17 protein-coding genes are annotated in these 15,477 nt (G+C 42.6%); 3 read left to right on the plus strand and 14 right to left on the minus strand.

Annotated elements, in window-relative coordinates:
• Nucleotides 1-43: 43 nt before the first annotated feature.
• Both FHS57_RS18095 and FHS57_RS18100 read right to left on the minus strand, forming a co-directional pair.
• On the minus strand, nt 44-1,456 hold the full coding sequence (locus tag FHS57_RS18095; RefSeq protein ID WP_183976142.1) for an AAA family ATPase: 1,413 nt from the start codon (nt 1,454-1,456) through the stop codon (nt 44-46).
• A 117-nt stretch (nt 1,457-1,573) separates the two neighbouring features.
• Nucleotides 1,574-2,302: an NUDIX hydrolase gene (locus FHS57_RS18100; protein WP_183976144.1), complete on the minus strand. Its 729-nt coding sequence runs from the start codon at nt 2,300-2,302 to the stop codon at nt 1,574-1,576.
• A gap of 288 nt (nt 2,303-2,590) precedes the next feature.
• On the opposite strand from FHS57_RS18100, the gene FHS57_RS18105 reads away from it, so the two are divergent.
• The 3 genes from FHS57_RS18105 to FHS57_RS18115 are packed head-to-tail and all read left to right on the plus strand — an operon-like array spanning nt 2,591 to nt 7,388.
• Complete coding sequence (locus FHS57_RS18105) at nt 2,591-3,445, plus strand: ThuA domain-containing protein (RefSeq protein WP_183976146.1); 855 nt, start codon at nt 2,591-2,593, stop codon at nt 3,443-3,445.
• Nucleotides 3,446-3,496: 51 nt separating this feature from the next.
• Nucleotides 3,497-6,697, plus strand: a complete 3,201-nt coding sequence (locus FHS57_RS18110; RefSeq protein WP_229601386.1) for a PQQ-dependent sugar dehydrogenase — start codon at nt 3,497-3,499, stop codon at nt 6,695-6,697.
• 28 nt (nt 6,698-6,725) lie between these two features.
• Nucleotides 6,726-7,388 carry a hypothetical protein gene (locus FHS57_RS18115; protein ID WP_183976148.1) on the plus strand — a complete coding sequence of 221 codons (663 nt, stop codon included), beginning with the start codon at nt 6,726-6,728 and terminating at the stop codon, nt 7,386-7,388.
• A gap of 77 nt (nt 7,389-7,465) precedes the next feature.
• Here FHS57_RS18115 and FHS57_RS18120 read toward each other — a convergent pair whose 3' ends face one another.
• The 12 genes from FHS57_RS18120 to FHS57_RS18175 all read right to left on the minus strand — a co-directional run bounded on the left by FHS57_RS18120 (nt 7,466) and on the right by FHS57_RS18175 (nt 15,476).
• On the minus strand, nt 7,466-8,203 hold the full coding sequence (locus FHS57_RS18120; RefSeq protein WP_183976149.1) for an NRDE family protein: 738 nt from the start codon (nt 8,201-8,203) through the stop codon (nt 7,466-7,468).
• Nucleotides 8,204-8,222: 19 nt separating this feature from the next.
• Nucleotides 8,223-8,732 carry a DinB family protein gene (locus FHS57_RS18125; RefSeq protein WP_183976150.1) on the minus strand — a complete coding sequence of 170 codons (510 nt, stop codon included), beginning with the start codon at nt 8,730-8,732 and terminating at the stop codon, nt 8,223-8,225.
• A 1-nt stretch (nt 8,733) separates the two neighbouring features.
• Nucleotides 8,734-9,282 (minus strand): YceI family protein, encoded by a 549-nt coding sequence (locus FHS57_RS18130; protein WP_183976151.1) that lies wholly within the window; start codon nt 9,280-9,282, stop codon nt 8,734-8,736.
• A gap of 12 nt (nt 9,283-9,294) precedes the next feature.
• Nucleotides 9,295-10,002, minus strand: coding sequence for a hypothetical protein (locus FHS57_RS18135; RefSeq protein ID WP_183976152.1), 708 nt, complete (start codon nt 10,000-10,002; stop codon nt 9,295-9,297).
• Nucleotides 10,003-10,048: 46 nt separating this feature from the next.
• Nucleotides 10,049-10,504 (minus strand): DM13 domain-containing protein, encoded by a 456-nt coding sequence (locus FHS57_RS18140; protein ID WP_183976153.1) that lies wholly within the window; start codon nt 10,502-10,504, stop codon nt 10,049-10,051.
• Between the two features lie 78 nt (nt 10,505-10,582).
• Entirely contained in the window at nt 10,583-11,251 is a 669-nt protein-coding gene (locus FHS57_RS18145; protein ID WP_183976154.1) for a Crp/Fnr family transcriptional regulator, read from the minus strand.
• Between the two features lie 58 nt (nt 11,252-11,309).
• Entirely contained in the window at nt 11,310-12,326 is a 1,017-nt protein-coding gene (locus FHS57_RS18150) for an ATP-grasp domain-containing protein (RefSeq protein ID WP_183976156.1), read from the minus strand.
• Between the two features lies 1 nt (nt 12,327).
• A complete protein-coding gene (locus FHS57_RS18155; protein ID WP_183976158.1) occupies nt 12,328-12,729 on the minus strand; it encodes a DoxX family protein in 402 nt (133 codons plus the stop codon).
• Between the two features lie 15 nt (nt 12,730-12,744).
• Nucleotides 12,745-13,206 carry a YHS domain-containing (seleno)protein gene (locus FHS57_RS18160; protein WP_183976160.1) on the minus strand — a complete coding sequence of 154 codons (462 nt, stop codon included), beginning with the start codon at nt 13,204-13,206 and terminating at the stop codon, nt 12,745-12,747.
• Nucleotides 13,207-13,225: 19 nt separating this feature from the next.
• Nucleotides 13,226-13,672: a YHS domain-containing (seleno)protein gene (locus tag FHS57_RS18165; protein ID WP_183976161.1), complete on the minus strand. Its 447-nt coding sequence runs from the start codon at nt 13,670-13,672 to the stop codon at nt 13,226-13,228.
• Between the two features lie 128 nt (nt 13,673-13,800).
• A complete protein-coding gene (locus FHS57_RS18170; RefSeq protein WP_183976164.1) occupies nt 13,801-14,421 on the minus strand; it encodes a LysE family translocator in 621 nt (206 codons plus the stop codon).
• Between the two features lie 203 nt (nt 14,422-14,624).
• A complete protein-coding gene (locus tag FHS57_RS18175) occupies nt 14,625-15,476 on the minus strand; it encodes a UbiA family prenyltransferase (protein WP_183976166.1) in 852 nt (283 codons plus the stop codon).
• Between the last annotated feature and the right edge of the window lies 1 nt (nt 15,477).

Below are 15,477 nucleotides of genomic sequence, written 5' to 3' on the forward strand. Positions count from 1 at the left end.
TAGCCAAAATGGCCTTGCCCGCTGCTAAAGCCGCCGAACTACTTTACTGGTAAAAATCTTGAAGTGTAATTTCGTGGTCTATTAAATGTCCATCGTATTGGATAGACTGTAAACCTGATTTTGTAATGAATGTTAAAAAAACGGTTTTTTTAGTGCCTGATTGCCATTTGAAGTTTTCTAACCGTGCCTGTAGTTGATTGCCATATTGCTTATTGATGATGAGGGGCTTATCGGCGTATTTTATCTCGCAAATATTGATACACTGGTCATTTCTGTCAATGATTAAATCAATTTGAGCCCCCTCGAAACGACCCTGAGGTTTCAGAGAATAGCTGTATTGGCTAGAAACAATACCTGATATGCCAAGTTTTTGCTTGATTTTGTGAATATGCTTGAAACAGAAATTTTCAAAAGCATAGCCTTGCCAAGCTTTGAATGCTTGGCTTTGGCTTATCGCATTAAAATTGGTGTATTTAGCCCCTTCTACAAATCGTAAATAAAAAATCGAAAATTCATCCCACAAGCGATATCGTTTTTCCTTCTTTTTGTTTCCTAATGGTAAGGAAACCATTAAAAAGCCTGATACCTCTAATTCTTCTAAAATTTTGGTCAAAGTACCACCTGAGGGAACCCCACTGAGTTTGACGATTTCGCTTTGAGTAACTCCCTGCCATTTGGAGAAGCAGGCTTTAATTACAGCCATGTAATGGTTAGGGTTACTAAATAAGGCAGCATACAAATTTTGAAACTCATATTTTAAGGGAGCTTTGTCTTCAAAACACAGTTTACCAACGACTTGCGGGACTGATAATCCTTTTTCGACTAATTTCAAATAATATGGTATTCCACCCAAAGCCATATACAATTCTGTAATTTGAGGCTCATTGAACTTGATTCCCCGCTCTTTTAAAAATAATTGGGTTTCTTGGCAAGTAAATGGATGTAAGTAAATCGTACGGGTAACTCGGTTGTGTAATCCCCCCTTGTTCTGAATGAGGTGAGTGACCATCCAAGAAGTGGCTGAACCACAAACAGCCACAACGACATTGTTTTTGGAAGCCCAGCTATTCCAAAAATAGCCAAATGCTTTCAAGAAATCAGACTTAGGCCCTGCAATCCAAGGTAATTCATCAATAAAAATAACGGGTTTTTTGACTGGTTTTATGCTTGATAGTGAGGTGATTAGTAGCTGAAATGCTTCCAGCCAATTGTCTATTTTTGCAGGGATTAACTCTTTTCCAAAAGTATTTCTTAATTCAAAAAGAAAGCTATTAAGGTGCTCTTTGCGACTACCGTTTTGGATGCCAACAAACTCAAACACGATGTTTTGTTTGTAAGTTTCCCTTATCAAAAAAGTTTTACCTACTCGCCTTCTTCCAACTACGGCCACCATTTCGGCTTCTTTTGAAGCTAAAAGTTGACCCATAATAGCGATTTCTTCCGTGCGTCCTATCATTATTTTTGTTTTATAGCCAGCGAAATGTGTAACAAAAATAGTACATTTCGCTGGCTATAAAATTATTTTCAGCGAAATGTGTAATAAAAATGCCACATTTCGCTGGCTATAAATCGTTTATTCTTTCCTAAACCGATACAAATACGGTGCTTTATTCTGCGCCCCCGTAAATTTCTTTTCGAGGCGTTCGAGTACGTTAAGGTCGAGTATTTTCTTTTGGAAGTTGTTGCGGGCAAACGGCTTGTCATACACTGCCTCGTACAATTCTTGCACTTCACGCATGGTAAACGTTTCGGGTAAGAGATTAAAGCCAATGAGCTTTTGGTCAAGGTTTTGGCGGAGAGCTTCCAGCGCGGCATCGACCATTTCGTTGTGATCCATAATCATCTTGGGCAACTCTTTCACATTATACCAACCTACGGAAGCATCAAGCATTCCTCTGCGAGGGCTTACTTTGTTGATGTCCACCAAGGCGTAATAGCCAATCGAAACAAAGCGTTTGGAGAGCCATTGGAAGCTACTTTCGTCTAAAATCCCTTTACTCAGCCATTCTGCTTTCATGTTGTTGAAACCCTCAAAGATTTCGTGATTGATGCGAGTCGGTTCCCCAAAAACGCGATATTGTTCTAGGTAAATATCCGTAAGCCCCGTGCGCTCTTCCAAAATTCGTTGAGCGGCCAAGTCAATGCTTTCTTCTTGCTTGATAAATCCCCCAGGCAATGTCCAGACGGAGTGAGGGAGGTCAACTTTAGAAACTAACACCTTTAATTCTAATTCTTGATAACCAAAAATAACACTGTCGATAGAGAGTTGGCGAATAAAATGGCCTTCGTCGAATAACTTCATGGGGCGTAGTTTTAGGAATTGGTAAATTTCAAATTAGGGATACATACACAAACTAAACATGAAAGTTACACTTTTGGCAGGCTTTCAAATAATATACGGCTATAAAAAGCTCATTTTCATTTATCCCTGTATTTTGCCGTTTATAAAATATAACTCTTCAAAGACAAAATAATGCAAAAATTATTGTCTTTAAAATAGACAATAAAAATTTTTATTCTATACCTTTGTTGTGTTATACATCTAACGCATTCGCAACCAGTACTTCTATTCGCCTAAAAAATTACCTCAATGAAAAAAATCATCAAAATTGTACTGGGAGTCATCGTTGGCTTGGTGGTACTGTTGAGCGCCGTGGCGGGAATATTCATTTACAAGGTAAAAAACGGATTTCCTGTGTCTTACGAGACCGAAGCGCCCCAAATCACGTTCCCAACGGATAAGCCTGCCATCCTGCTTTTTTCAAAAACGACAGGATTTCGTCACGGAGCGTCAATTGATGCCTCAAAGCCTGTGATTGCTGACTTGGCCAAGAAAAACAATTGGTATTTGTATGAAACGGAAGAAGGAGGGGTATTTAACGCTCAACAGCTGGCGAAATTCAGCGTGGTAGTGTTCAACAATTCGACGGGTGAGGTCATTAATGACGAGCAAAAACGAGTGCTGGAACAGTACGTGGAGAACGGTGGCAGCCTGATGGGGATTCACGGGGCTGGCGACGACTCACACCACTGGGATTGGTACGAAAAACATTTGTTAGGGGCGAAGTTTTCGCACCACCCCCTTGATCCACAGTTTCAAATGGCCGATATTTTACTTGATACGCCCAAAGACAGCCTCTTCAGTACATTAGTGCCCAAATGGTCTAATTCGGACGAGTGGTACGTATTTTTTGAAAATCCCCGTAAAAAGGGCTTCAACATCGTATATACCATCAATGGCGAAAGTATCAATCCTAGCGGAAATATGCTGTTTGTGTCCACCAAAAACTTTGGCATGGGCAAAGACCACCCCGTGGCATGGTACAAACAAACGGGAAAAGGCAAAACTTTTTACACTTCAATGGGGCACAACGAAACCGCTTGGCAGAATACCAATTTTGTGAAATTGATTGAAACGGCTTTGCAGTGGAGTGCCAAAAAATAACCTCAATAAAAATTTAACCTATCAGTAACGTTTTAATTAGTGTACCAATTTATGAAACAAGTAGCTAGTAAGGGTAAGTGGGTGTTTACACAAGCGGCAGTGATGTTGTTTAGTGCGGCTCACTTGATGGCTCAAGCCCCTAAGGCCAGTGAGGCGAAGGAAAAAGCCGCTAAAGTAACGGATGTGAAAGAGGTGCGCCCCGAAGAAAACCGTTTTACCAAGGTGGTGTTGGAAGAAAAATTGGATGAGCCAATGGAGTTGACCGTCCTCGACAAAGACAGGGTGTTGTTCATCCAACGTAAAGGGGAGATTCGTTTGTACAACAATAAAACCAAACAGCTGAAGACCATTGCCAAACTACCCGTTAGCTTAAAATATGTCAATCGAGAAGGAAAAGAATCGGTGGCGGAAGATGGCGTTTTGGGGTTAGGAAAAGATCCTAATTTTGCTCAAAATCAGTGGATTTACTTGTACTATTCGTCAACAAAAGGTTCGTATAACGTGCTTTCACGCTTTACGATGAAAGGCGACGAGTTGTTGTTGGATTCGGAAAAAGAAATGTTAAAAGTCGAAACTCAGCGCGAAGAATGTTGCCATACAGGTGGCTCGATTGACTGGGATAAGGCTGGAAATATGTACCTTTCGACGGGCGATAATACCAACCCTCACGCTTCAAATGGATACAGTCCAAGCGACGAACGTCCAGGCCGCAGCCCTTGGGATGCCCAAAAATCAAGTGCCAATACCAACGATTTGCGAGGTAAAATCCTCAGAATTAAACCCCAAGCGGACGGGACTTACACGATTCCAGAAGGGAACCTTTTTAGCCCCCCAGCCCCCAATGGGGGAGCTAAGGGGTGGTCGGCCACAAATGTTCCCCCATCGGGGGATAGGGGGCTAACCCGCCCTGAAATTTATACGATGGGTCACCGTAACCCATTCCGCATTTCGGTTGACGAAAAAACGGGTAAGGTGTACTGGGGAGATGTAGGCCCTGATGCTTCTAAGCCAGACCCCAATCGTGGGGCGGCAGGTACGTGTGAGTTTGGGCAAGCATCAAGTGCAGGAAACTACGGTTGGCCGCATTTTGTGGGCAACAACCAGCCGTACAACAAATTTAACTTTGACACCAAACAATCGGGTGAAAAGTGGGATGTATTTAAGCCAGTTAACAATTCACCCAACAACACAGGATTAATACAGCTGCCTCCAGCGCAAGGAGCGATGATTTGGTACAGCTACGCCAAAAGCGAAGAGTTCCCGCTGTTGGGGGCGGGTGGCTGTAACCCCATGGCTGGGCCCGTATATAACAAAGACAGATTTGCCAAAGCTGAACGCGCATTTCCGAGCTACTACGATGGTAAATTTTTTGCCTACGAGTGGATGAGGGGCTGGATTATGGCAGTAAGTTTTGACAAAGACGGAAACTACGCGTCGATGGAGCCATTTATGCCAAGTTATAAATTTAGCAATCCAATGGACATGGAGTTTGCCGAGAATGGCGACATGTACATGCTTGAATATGGTTCGGGCTGGTTTACGGCCAACGACGACGCGAGGTTGATACGTATAGAGTATAACGGTGGCAATCGGAAGCCAAAAATTGAAATGGTCGCCAACCAAATGGGGGGGGCTGTGCCGTTCAACTTGAAACTTTCTTCAAAAGGAACGTCGGATGCTGACGGTGATGTGTTGAAATATACGTGGAAAATTACCTCCAAAACGGGTTTTACAAAAGTAGTCACCACGCCAGATGCTAACCTTACGCTCGCAAAGGCGGGCGTTTACAAAGCCACTTTGACGGTTGATGATGGAAAAGGCGGCGTGAATTCGCAGTCGATGGAAATTACGGCTGGAAACGAGCCTCCTGTGTTGAGCCTCGACATGCCTAAAAGCAATAAGTCGTTTTACGTTTCTAATAAACCATTTAACTACGACATCAAAGTCAATGACAAAGAAGATGGTTCGTTGGGTAAAGGCATCGAAGCCGAAAATGTGGCAGTAAGTATCGATTATCTTGCCGAAGGCTTCGATAAAAACATGATTGCCATGGGACACCGTTCGGCGGATGCTAATGCCTTGGTCGCGACGGGTAAAAAACTCATCCAAGCCAGCGATTGTATGGCGTGCCATAGTGTCGATAAAAAATCAATTGGCCCAACTTACCGTGACGTAGCCAAGAAATATAAAGGTGACAATACGGCGCTGGAGCGTTTGACCAAGAAGGTCATTTCGGGAGGAAGTGGTGTGTGGGGAGAAACTGCCATGGCTGGACACCCACAACTTGCTACGGGCGATGCCTCCGAAATGGTGAAGTATATCTTGAGTATTGCGGATGAAAAACCAAAGTCATTGCCAGTAAACGGTACTTACCTTGCCAAAGCACCTGCGTCGGATAAAAGCAAAGGCGTATATATCGTTCGGGCAGCGTACGAAGATCAAGGGGCGAACGGCGTGCCTGCGCTACGCTCTGAGCAGACGTTCTTCCTTCGTAACTCGAAAGTGGACCCACATACGTTTGACGAGTACAACGAGGTCAATAAAATGTCGTTTGGAGGCAATAACCTAGCGATTCCTTCAAAACCAGGTGCCTATATGGGGATGAAAGAGGTCGATTTAGAAGGAGTGTCGGAAGTAATCATGTTGGCGTCTGCACCTAAACCACAGGTAAATGCAGCGGGTGGATTGGTTGAGTTACGTCTTGATTCTCCTACGGGAAAATTGATTGGTAAATCGGAGTTTTTGGAGCCTTCAGATAAAATGGACTTTGCCCCAAAAGTGCTTAAAATTCCAATAACTGAGCCTGTCAATGACCGTAAATTACACAATGTATATGCTGTATTCCAGAATCCAAAGGCCGATGCCGCCACGCTGATGGTCGTGTCGGGTGCGGAGTTTAAACTGCCAAGTATAGAAGCGGTGGAGGTAGAGCAACCGAAAGAAGCAGCGGCACCAGCCGACTTTTATGCGGGTAGCTGGGAAACGACTGTGATTGGTACTCCGCAGGGGGACGCTGTTATGGTGTTGAACCTAGAACGGAAAGACGGTAAACTAACGGGTACCATCAAGCCAAAAACGGGGGATTTACCTGCCGAAACCCTCGAAAAAGTGGAGGAAGCTGACGGTAAAATCATGATTTATTTCAAAATGTCTGGTTTTAACATCAACGTAAATCTTGAAAAAGTGGACGCTGACAATTTGAAGGGCTCGATGATGGGCATGTTTACCACTAAAGCAACACGTAGAAAGTAACATCAATTTAAACTCAAACTCAAATACAATGAAAAAAGCAATCGTATTGATTCTCGCACTCGTGGGTGGTATCGTATCAGAAAGTGCTGCACAGGCCGATTATTGGGTGGGCAAATGGGAGTTTTTTGTCAAAGAAACTCCGCAAGGTGACGTAAAAATGACAGGAAATTTGGTGCGCAAAGACGGGAAGTTGACGGGCGACTTGACGCCAATCACTAGCCAAGCGACCGAAAAAATTGCCATTAGCTCGATTGAAGAAAGTGCCGATAAAATCGTATTATTTTTCTCGGCGGCTGGCTACGATTTGAATTTAGCCCTCAATAAAGTGGACGGAGATAACCTCAAAGGATTGTTGGCCGATTCGTTTGAAGCATCGGGAAAACGACTAAAAAGCAATGATTTCTTTGCAGGGAAGTGGGAGATTGTCGTTGTAGATACTCCAAATGGTGACGCTAAGTTTATTACTGAGCTTGTTCGTAAAGAAGGTAAATTGGCAGGAGATTTGAAAATGACGGCGGGAGATGCTAAAGAAACAATACCTGCGAAAGTGGAAGAAGCTGAGGGGAAAATTACCCTTTACTTCTCTGCTCAAGGGTACGACGTCAACGTTGAATTAAACAAAGTAGATGACGATAACCTCAAAGGCACGCTCATGAATATGTTTGAAGCGAAGGCAAAACGGGTGAAGTAACTAGAATAAATAATTTTTAAAAAAGTCGTCACCAAGAGCATTTTTGCTCGGTGACGACTTTTTATGTTCAAAATAGGTTAAGAAAGTACAGAATTTCCGATGGAGTCTTTAAAGATACAATACTGTAAATAATTGTTTGCTTGAAGGTCTTGGTAGGTCATTTTAAACTCCAACTGATTGAGCACAAATTGAGTAATCGAAATCGTTTTTAGGGTATTGTTTCTATTCATTTTTAAGTCGTTTTTGGGGTCACCACTTCCACCGTGGTGATGAAAATCAATTACTTTTTGGGGAACAATGGCTTGTTGCTTAAATTCATCAAACCACTGTTCGCGGGCACTGATAATGTCAGGCGAATAAAGCGTAACGGAAGACCAAATACGCGGCAAAGTAGCATCAAGCGAGGTACAAAAAAGGCGGGTGCCGTTCCAGCGTACTTCGGTGAGGGTAAGGTCAGTTGTACTTTCAATGATAACCAACGTGAACGGCTCAATTCCTTCAAAATCATACTGTTGGATGAAATTATTGACATCCAAAAAGGTGAAAAAATCCAATACTACCTTTCCCCGACTTTGTTTGTAAGGTGGCTGAGGAACGTGTTTTTCAAAGCCGCCATTGAGCAAGCACAAGGTAAAATCGCCGCTGCTAGCAATCCACGTACCACCACCCTTGGGGTCTTTTGGAAAAAAAACTTGCTGCCCGCCAATGTGGTATTTTTTGGGAGGAATGGCGGGCTTGCGCGACACGGCTTCGTCACGGTTAGAGGTGAGAATAAACCCGTTGTCTTGGTATGGAAAGTAAGTTAAAACGCACATTTGTAATTCAAAAAAAGGGTTAATGACTAACTGACAATTCTTGTTTGTGACGAATGGTAGAATAAGCTACTCCAAAATCAGAATCAATTGGTATGTGTTTAAAATTCACCTGAATACCCACCCGAATTAAGGCAAAATGATGAATGGAATGTTCGACCATATACACCAATTCGCGTAAAAAATTGGTCTCAATTAATTCGAAGTTATCATCGTCAAAATTCACTTTTAACTGAATCGGAAAATATAAGTCAGAAGTAGTATGAATACTGTGAGCAATTTCCCCAATAAGCTGCAAAGTGTAGCCTAGATTGGTTTCAATGAGCAGGTTTCTTTTTCGGGCATCGTAGTTGATAATACCCGTTGAAAACCCTTCAAATAAACACTGAAAAAATTCGATGGTATGCCTGACGTGCTGCCCAATACTACTTTCGTTCAAAACGGGAAGTTTTTGCGTGTATTCGTCGGTAGTTAGTTGAGCAAGCAGGTCGTGCAATTGCTTTAGAACGGACAAAGAAGCGTTGATTGTCATCTTATTGTTGCACATTTAAAGTAATAGAAATGGTAGCTACATCGCCTAAAAGCGAACTTTTTTCCCCGATTTCGTACTCCACTCGGTTGAGTTGAAAGGTACTTTTCATTTGGGCCGTGGTGCCGTTTTGGACGAATGAAAAGGGAATTTTGATGATTTTGGTCGTTTTCTTTAGCATCAGACTAAACGTACCTACGTAATCGTTTTCCTTTGCCGCTTTCTCAAACTTCTGCGAAACCATCGTTATTTTTGGGTACTTTTCTACGTCAAAATACTCGTCACTTCTCAAGGTTTTGTCTCTTATTTTGAGGTCAGTGTCAATTGTTTTTGCGTCAATGCTCGCTTTGATGGTGGCGCTGGAGAGTTCTTTTGGGTCAAAAACGACCGCTCCCACAAATCCTTTAAAAGAGCCTTCGGCAGTAGCACCCAATGCGTGTTTTATTTTGAAAGTGATTGAGGCTGAGGTCGGTTTCCAAACCTGCGCTTGAGAAGTCAAGGCCAGTAAAAGCATTGCCCCAAAAAATAGTTTTTTTACTGAGGTTAAAAGCATACAAGAAAAATTTTAGAAAAGTGAATAGGAAACGGCCAAAAACGGTAGAAGTGTTTTGTGCCTAAATCGGTCATTTTCAAAAGTTAAAAGACGTTCGGCTTTGTATTCTAAAAATTGAAAACTTGCCCCACCCCGAATCGAAAAACGTTTGTTGACCCAATAACGGGCGTACAGTTCTGAATTTAAGCTGCCAATGTCGCTATCGCTTATCAACAATAAATTAAAAGAAGTAGGTTTGGCACTTTGGAGGCTACCGTTGAGCGATTTTGACTCGCTGGCGATGAATTTTCCAGATTGTTTACCTCCAAATGAAACTCCAAAAGCGTCAATGTTAAAACCTACGTCTAATTTTGGGAAACTGTATTGCAGCGTAATCGTACTATTTAAACTTCCAATGGCCGTTTTTGTTAGCTGTAATGTGTCGATATTACTCAAAATATTTTCTGTAAATAAAGCCACAATACTTTGAGAACCAGATGTAAGTTTAGCGGGAGCAGTAAGGTAGTTTTGCTGTCCGCTAAAAAATGTGTTGAAACGAACTCCCCAGCCTATTTTAAAACGCTTGGATTTTCCAATACCGTAGAGCTGTTGGAATGATACGGAAGGTGATACTCCCGCCCCAAATGCCGTAGCGAAATCGACATTAGTTTGTTTTTGGGGAAAGTTATACTGCGCCGATAACGACGTACTTATAAGAAGAAAAATTGCTATTTTTTTCATGTTTTGAAACTTGTTTGAGCGGGTTGTGAAAAGTTCGAAATGCACGTTATTTTAATTGGGCAGCGCCAAATAAAACTGAAAATTGCTTGCACCAAATCAGCACGTAGTTTTGTTTTTGAAGGTTGGCATTCGCAGGAATAGCAACCGAACTATTGCCGTTTTTAACCTCGTTTGTTACTTGGATAAAGTTGCTAACTGATTTGTCTTCAGCGAGATAAATACGCAGGTCGGGGCCAGCGTCGGTTTTGAAATTTTCAAAAACCAACGTACGTTTTTTGTCTTTGTCTTCGTAAACTCGCACTGTTCCCGATGTCGGATGAACTGCGCTTTCAAACGTACCCTGATAAAGGAGCGTTTGGCCAGTAGCATCAAATGAACTGGGATTCATCATCATCACCGTTTCGACGGGCGTCGTTGCGGTATTTGTTTGAACAGGAACGGTTTCTTGTTGACACGAAACCAAAGCGAGCGCAAGTGAGATAATTGTCAGGGTTGTTTTCATGATAATTTGTTTTTATGTTACAAATATCACCGTTACCACTGACCTGAATTGTCGGCTAGACGACCTATTGAACGTTTTTTAGGCTACTTTTTTTAGAATTATTTCCGTACGAGAATAATCCAAAATTCCTTGTTCTTTCAACTCATTAAAAAGCTGAGTAACCGTCTGACGAGTGCTACAAATCAAACTCGCGATGTCTTGATGTGTAAGGTAATTTTTCAGGATAATTTCGTCAGAATTGGCCATCCCTTCTTTAGAAGCCCACTCCTCCAAAAAGCTTTTGAAACGCGTCCGAACGTCTTTAAACATCAGATTGGCGTACTTATTTTGAAGACGTTTAAAACGAAAACCCATCCACTTGGTATAAGATAAACTCAGTTGTGGATTTTTTTCTAATAACTTTTCAAAATCATCCATTTTAAAGCTGCAACAAATCACACTATCAGATACCGCCACAGCGTATTCATCCGATTGGGATTCGGTCAGGGTAAATTCCCCAAAAATATCCCCTTTTTGAAGCACATCTTTGACAATCTCATTGCCTTTATCGTCGATTTCAACAATTTTTAACGTCCCTTTTTTTAGAAAATACACGCGGGTATTTTCGTCGTGCGAAAACAAAATAATTTCTCCTTTCTTGGCCGATTTGAAGTTTGAAATCATGCAAATGGATTTTAATTCGGAAGAAGAAAGGACGCTGAAGAGCTTATGATCGCGCAAATACCAGTATTTTGTATCGAGATTCATGGGAAGGTTAAGAATATTCTAAGCCAATATACAAAGTCTATTTAGCATCAACAACATTTTACATCAAATGCGTTTTTACAATTCCCCAGACTTCACCCAAGGGTAGGGGAGCCACTCCGCTTTTTTGGTTGATGATACTAATGGTTGCGCTTCGTTTCCAGTGCCAACACAAATCACGGTAGGCTTGCCAAAGCCGATAGCTAGGGTCATAAATGTGTCCAGGGTCGGAGCTGACGCCGTTTAACTCCATGATTTTGATGTTTTTTCCACGGTACAAATCATCCAAACTGGCAACTTTTAAGTCGAACCTTCCGTAGTAAAATCCCGAAAAATCTTTACTAACGTCGTTGAAAACAGTATTCAATTGTTTATTAATCAGGTGATTAACGTTGACGAATTTAGTGCCTCGACAGTGGTTTCCAATGGGTTCCAACAAACGAATTTCACCTTTGGCAGGGATTTCATCCAGTTGATTTCCCAGTTTGGCAGAAAGAGCCGTTAACTGAAATCGAGCACGGTTTGATTGATCGATTAACTCCCGAACCGTTGAACTGCCATCGCCTACGACCTTCAAAAACTCCTTCATGGTCAGCGACGACACTCTTCCCATTTTTTCATTGGGCAATCGGCTGAAAAGTACTCCCAACTCAATGGAATAGTCAATAAATTCCTGAAGAATGTACGCATCATTGGCTTGGATGTGATAGACTTCCAATTGACCGATGTTCTCAATCTTCGCCACATTCGTCCCTCTTTCGCCAATGTTCGGTTTGGCAATGATAGGGAATTGTAAGTGGTTGCTTTTCAGTAATCTAAGGGTTTCTTCAAAGGAGGTCTTGTGGGCGATAAACACCGTGGTGGGTAAATACGCAGGGTTGATTTTGCGGAGAATGTCAATTTTGCTTTCTCCATAAAACCCCCCTGCTTCTATCCCTGGATTGACGGCCGTAAAGTAGGTAAAAGAACGTGATTTGAGGGCCAAATACACCCAATACGGAGCCATTGGCAGGTAAAAAAGCCACCAAGGCCAGTATTCGTAGTTGAAAATTTTAACTAGAAAAAGGGGGAGTTTCATGTTAGTTGGCTGGAAAATACGTGTGAACGAACTGTTGTGCTTGTTTACGGTGTAAAACTTGAATGATGATAGAAAGTTTTAAGACAACAACGGCCAAAATAAACAGTTGACCACCATCGCCTTGGGATTCGATGCCAATCACCAACAAGTGAGAGGCTATTGCGCCCAGCATCAGCCCTGTGGCCAAAAAACCTCCCAAAAACGCGGTTGAAGGGAGCAATAACAAGATGCCCGTTATCAGTTCGAGCACGCCCGTTGCTATTCTTCCCCAAGGTTCCACCCCCAATTTGGTAAACAACGCCACCGACTCAGGATGTGCTGTGAATTTAAAATAAAGGGTTTGTAATAAAATACCTGCGGCAATTATTCGTAAAATCCACGAGATGATTGCTGTCGTTTTCATGTTAGTAGTCGAGGTTTAGTGAAAAAAAACAGTCCAGCTTTTGTCGGCTTTGGACTTGAGATTAGGCTCGTCTTTGTTCCATTTAGTCAAAGTATTATTTGTCCAAGAGTGGTAAAAGAGGTACAGTTTTCCGTTTAAAATTTTAAACGTTTCGGGGTCGATTTCAACTTTTTCGCCCGTAGCACCCATAGCGTAGGCACACCAGCCGCCGTATTGGGGTTCGTATTTTTTGGGGTCTTTGACAAACAACTCTTTGTTGGCTGCGCTAGAAAAACGGTAGGTAACACCCTCAAAAACAGCAGTAAGCTGCTTATTTCCTTCGGCTGCTTTGTTTTGGTTAAAATAGGCGACGGGGTCGTACCCTTGAATCGCCAACCCGTTTTCAAGGTTAAATTGCTTCGAGCGCTGTAACGCCTGACTATATACGAATAGGGGGGCAACTACCAACAGGATTAGAAAAAAATGCTTTGTTTTCATGGGAGGTCTGGGGGATAAATTAATTGGATTTGTTCAACGTTGGCCAGTATTCGTTGGCTTTTTGAATGCGGGTTGGGACATCTTTCGACCATAATTCTTTGACTTTTTTGCTGTAATTCAAATACAGTTTTTGGTCAACGATGGTCCAAGCGTTAGGGTCGGTAGGAGATTTGTGGTTTTCACTGACCCCGTAGGCGCAGTATCCGCCAAATTGGGGGGCGTATTTTTCAGGGTTGGCCTTGAACGCCTCCAGATGCTCAGACGAACTGAATAGCCATTTGGCACCCATCCATTCAAAAACGAAGGATTCGCTGCCTTCAACGGCTTTGCTATCAGTGAAATAGGCGACGGCGTCGTGGCCATTGATGGCGATGCCGTTTTTCTGGAAAATAGCTTTTTCTTGGGCAAAACTAACGGCCGAAAACAAAAAGAAAAGTAGGGTAAACTGGGCGATACGATTTTTCATGTGAATTGTAATTAGATGCTAATACTTGATTGTTTGCGTTGGAAGTTGCTGTTAGAGAGGATGATAAGTCTCAATCTTGATACAAAGGTGCAAAGACGTTGCGTAGCGAATTGTCGGTGAGCCGACAATCAGGCCAAGATTTTAAAAGTTTGGTACAAAGACATCCCGATAAAAAACAAACCAATGAGTTTATTCATCGGATAGCGATGTAAAAAGCGGTACAAAGTTGTTTGGTAACGTTCGGCCAAATACGCAAAGAGGACTAAAATGAGGAAAGCACCTAAAGCTGCGCCAAACACAAAAGAGAATTTTGCCCCAAACGTATCTAGGCTAAAATGAGAGTGGAGGTATATCAAGAAAACGACCCAAAATGGTAAAAGTTGGGGGTTGAGCAAACCACTCAAAAAGCCTTTTAATGCTTCCACAGGTTGGGTAGAGCGGATGGCAGCATTGCGTTGTACGGGGGTTTTGATAAAACTGTAAACACCGATAACGAGAAAAAAAGGAATAATTGCGACTTCAAGGGTTTGAAAAACAGTTTGATGTTTTGCTAAAAAGCCTTGACTTTGCAGGGCTATCAGCGTATAAATGATTTCGGGCAAGGTGCCGCTTATAGCCACCCAAACCCCCGTTTTGAAGTTGTGGGAAAGGGTAGCGTTAACAACGGCCAAATTGACGGGGCCAGGATGAATGGAACCCATAAAACTGATGAGCGCCGTCAGCGAAAGAATAGCAAGGGATTCGGACATACCTTTGTTGGTTAATGAAACAAAGGTAAAGTGGAGCTCCCTGCCGAATTGTCGGTAGGCTGACATTTGGAGCAAAGTAATTTCGTCGTTGTTGATTGGGTTGTGAGCCTCAATGTAAGTCGGGTTGTCACGGTGAAGAGGGTTGCTCACAACCCGAGGATACAGTGAAGAGGGTTTCTCAAAACCCGACGCGACGCCGGCACTTATTTTTGCAGGATTAAGAGAGTTATAAACAATGCATTCAGTCCAAAGGAAGCCAGTAAATTGAGCCACATTGTATTTTTAAAGTTGGCTTGCGATGCGTCGAGCCACGTTTTACGAAACCAATTCAGAAAAAAAACGAGAGTGGGAGAGGTAAGCACGATAAAAAGAAGAAATTGCTGAAGCGGTAAATACACCCAGAAACAAAGGGCGGTCAAGGAGTAAATGCTGGCGGTAAAAAAGAAAGTACCCCGAATGCCCAACAGCAGACTCAAGGTTCGGTCGCCGCGTTTGGCGTCTTCTTCGTGTTGGTAAATTTGCGTCATGGGGTACACCGCCCACAGCATCATCGAACTCAAAATGGCAGGAAGAAGGTTGTTTGTCAACGAATTGTATGGATGTAAAACAGCTTGTTGGGTACTTAAATAGACAAAAAAACCTTGAAAAAGACCGACGATAAACCAGCTCAACAACGGGTATTTTTTGAGCCGAATGCTGGTGTGGCTGTATGATTTAGAAACCAAGCCATACACCAAAACTGCCAACGCGAAGACCGCTCCCACAAAGAAATAACTGAGTACAATGGCCAAAATATCCATTGCCCAAGCGACCGTAAAAAGCTCTTTATCCACGGCGGGTGGTTTTTCGAGGCCACCGATGCTGCCTTCGTCCTTGTCGAAATAGCTGTTGTAGGCATTGCTGGCGGGATACACCAACACGTGCCAAATCACAAATACCCAACAAGCTTTCGTGACGTCGAAATGCGGCGATTGGCTGATAGAAAACCAATAGACGGGCATCAAAAACAACGAAAATGGCAAACGAAGATGTAGAAGAATGGCTTTGGGCGTCATG

Origin of the sequence: Runella defluvii (assembly GCF_014195535.1) — a bacterium.
In the GTDB taxonomy this organism is placed as follows: Bacteria; Bacteroidota; Bacteroidia; order Cytophagales; family Spirosomataceae; genus Runella; species Runella defluvii.

Coding starts and splice junctions, on each gene's coding strand:
- FHS57_RS18130 (WP_183976151.1), bottom strand. CDS start 9,282: ATGCTTTTAACCTCAGTAAAAAAACTATTTTTTGGGGCAATGCTTTTA.
- FHS57_RS18125 (WP_183976150.1), bottom strand. CDS start 8,732: ATGACAATCAACGCTTCTTTGTCCGTTCTAAAGCAATTGCACGACCTG.
- FHS57_RS18120 (WP_183976149.1), bottom strand. CDS start 8,203: ATGTGCGTTTTAACTTACTTTCCATACCAAGACAACGGGTTTATTCTC.
- FHS57_RS18160 (WP_183976160.1), bottom strand. CDS start 13,206: ATGAAAACAAAGCATTTTTTTCTAATCCTGTTGGTAGTTGCCCCCCTA.
- FHS57_RS18150 (WP_183976156.1), bottom strand. CDS start 12,326: ATGAAACTCCCCCTTTTTCTAGTTAAAATTTTCAACTACGAATACTGG.
- FHS57_RS18115 (WP_183976148.1), top strand. CDS start 6,726: ATGAAAAAAGCAATCGTATTGATTCTCGCACTCGTGGGTGGTATCGTA.
- FHS57_RS18140 (WP_183976153.1), bottom strand. CDS start 10,504: ATGAAAACAACCCTGACAATTATCTCACTTGCGCTCGCTTTGGTTTCG.
- FHS57_RS18175 (WP_183976166.1), bottom strand. CDS start 15,476: ATGACGCCCAAAGCCATTCTTCTACATCTTCGTTTGCCATTTTCGTTG.
- FHS57_RS18170 (WP_183976164.1), bottom strand. CDS start 14,421: ATGTCCGAATCCCTTGCTATTCTTTCGCTGACGGCGCTCATCAGTTTT.
- FHS57_RS18105 (WP_183976146.1), top strand. CDS start 2,591: ATGAAAAAAATCATCAAAATTGTACTGGGAGTCATCGTTGGCTTGGTG.
- FHS57_RS18165 (WP_183976161.1), bottom strand. CDS start 13,672: ATGAAAAATCGTATCGCCCAGTTTACCCTACTTTTCTTTTTGTTTTCG.
- FHS57_RS18095 (WP_183976142.1), bottom strand. CDS start 1,456: ATGATAGGACGCACGGAAGAAATCGCTATTATGGGTCAACTTTTAGCT.
- FHS57_RS18145 (WP_183976154.1), bottom strand. CDS start 11,251: ATGAATCTCGATACAAAATACTGGTATTTGCGCGATCATAAGCTCTTC.
- FHS57_RS18100 (WP_183976144.1), bottom strand. CDS start 2,302: ATGAAGTTATTCGACGAAGGCCATTTTATTCGCCAACTCTCTATCGAC.
- FHS57_RS18155 (WP_183976158.1), bottom strand. CDS start 12,729: ATGAAAACGACAGCAATCATCTCGTGGATTTTACGAATAATTGCCGCA.
- FHS57_RS18110 (WP_229601386.1), top strand. CDS start 3,497: ATGAAACAAGTAGCTAGTAAGGGTAAGTGGGTGTTTACACAAGCGGCA.
- FHS57_RS18135 (WP_183976152.1), bottom strand. CDS start 10,002: ATGAAAAAAATAGCAATTTTTCTTCTTATAAGTACGTCGTTATCGGCG.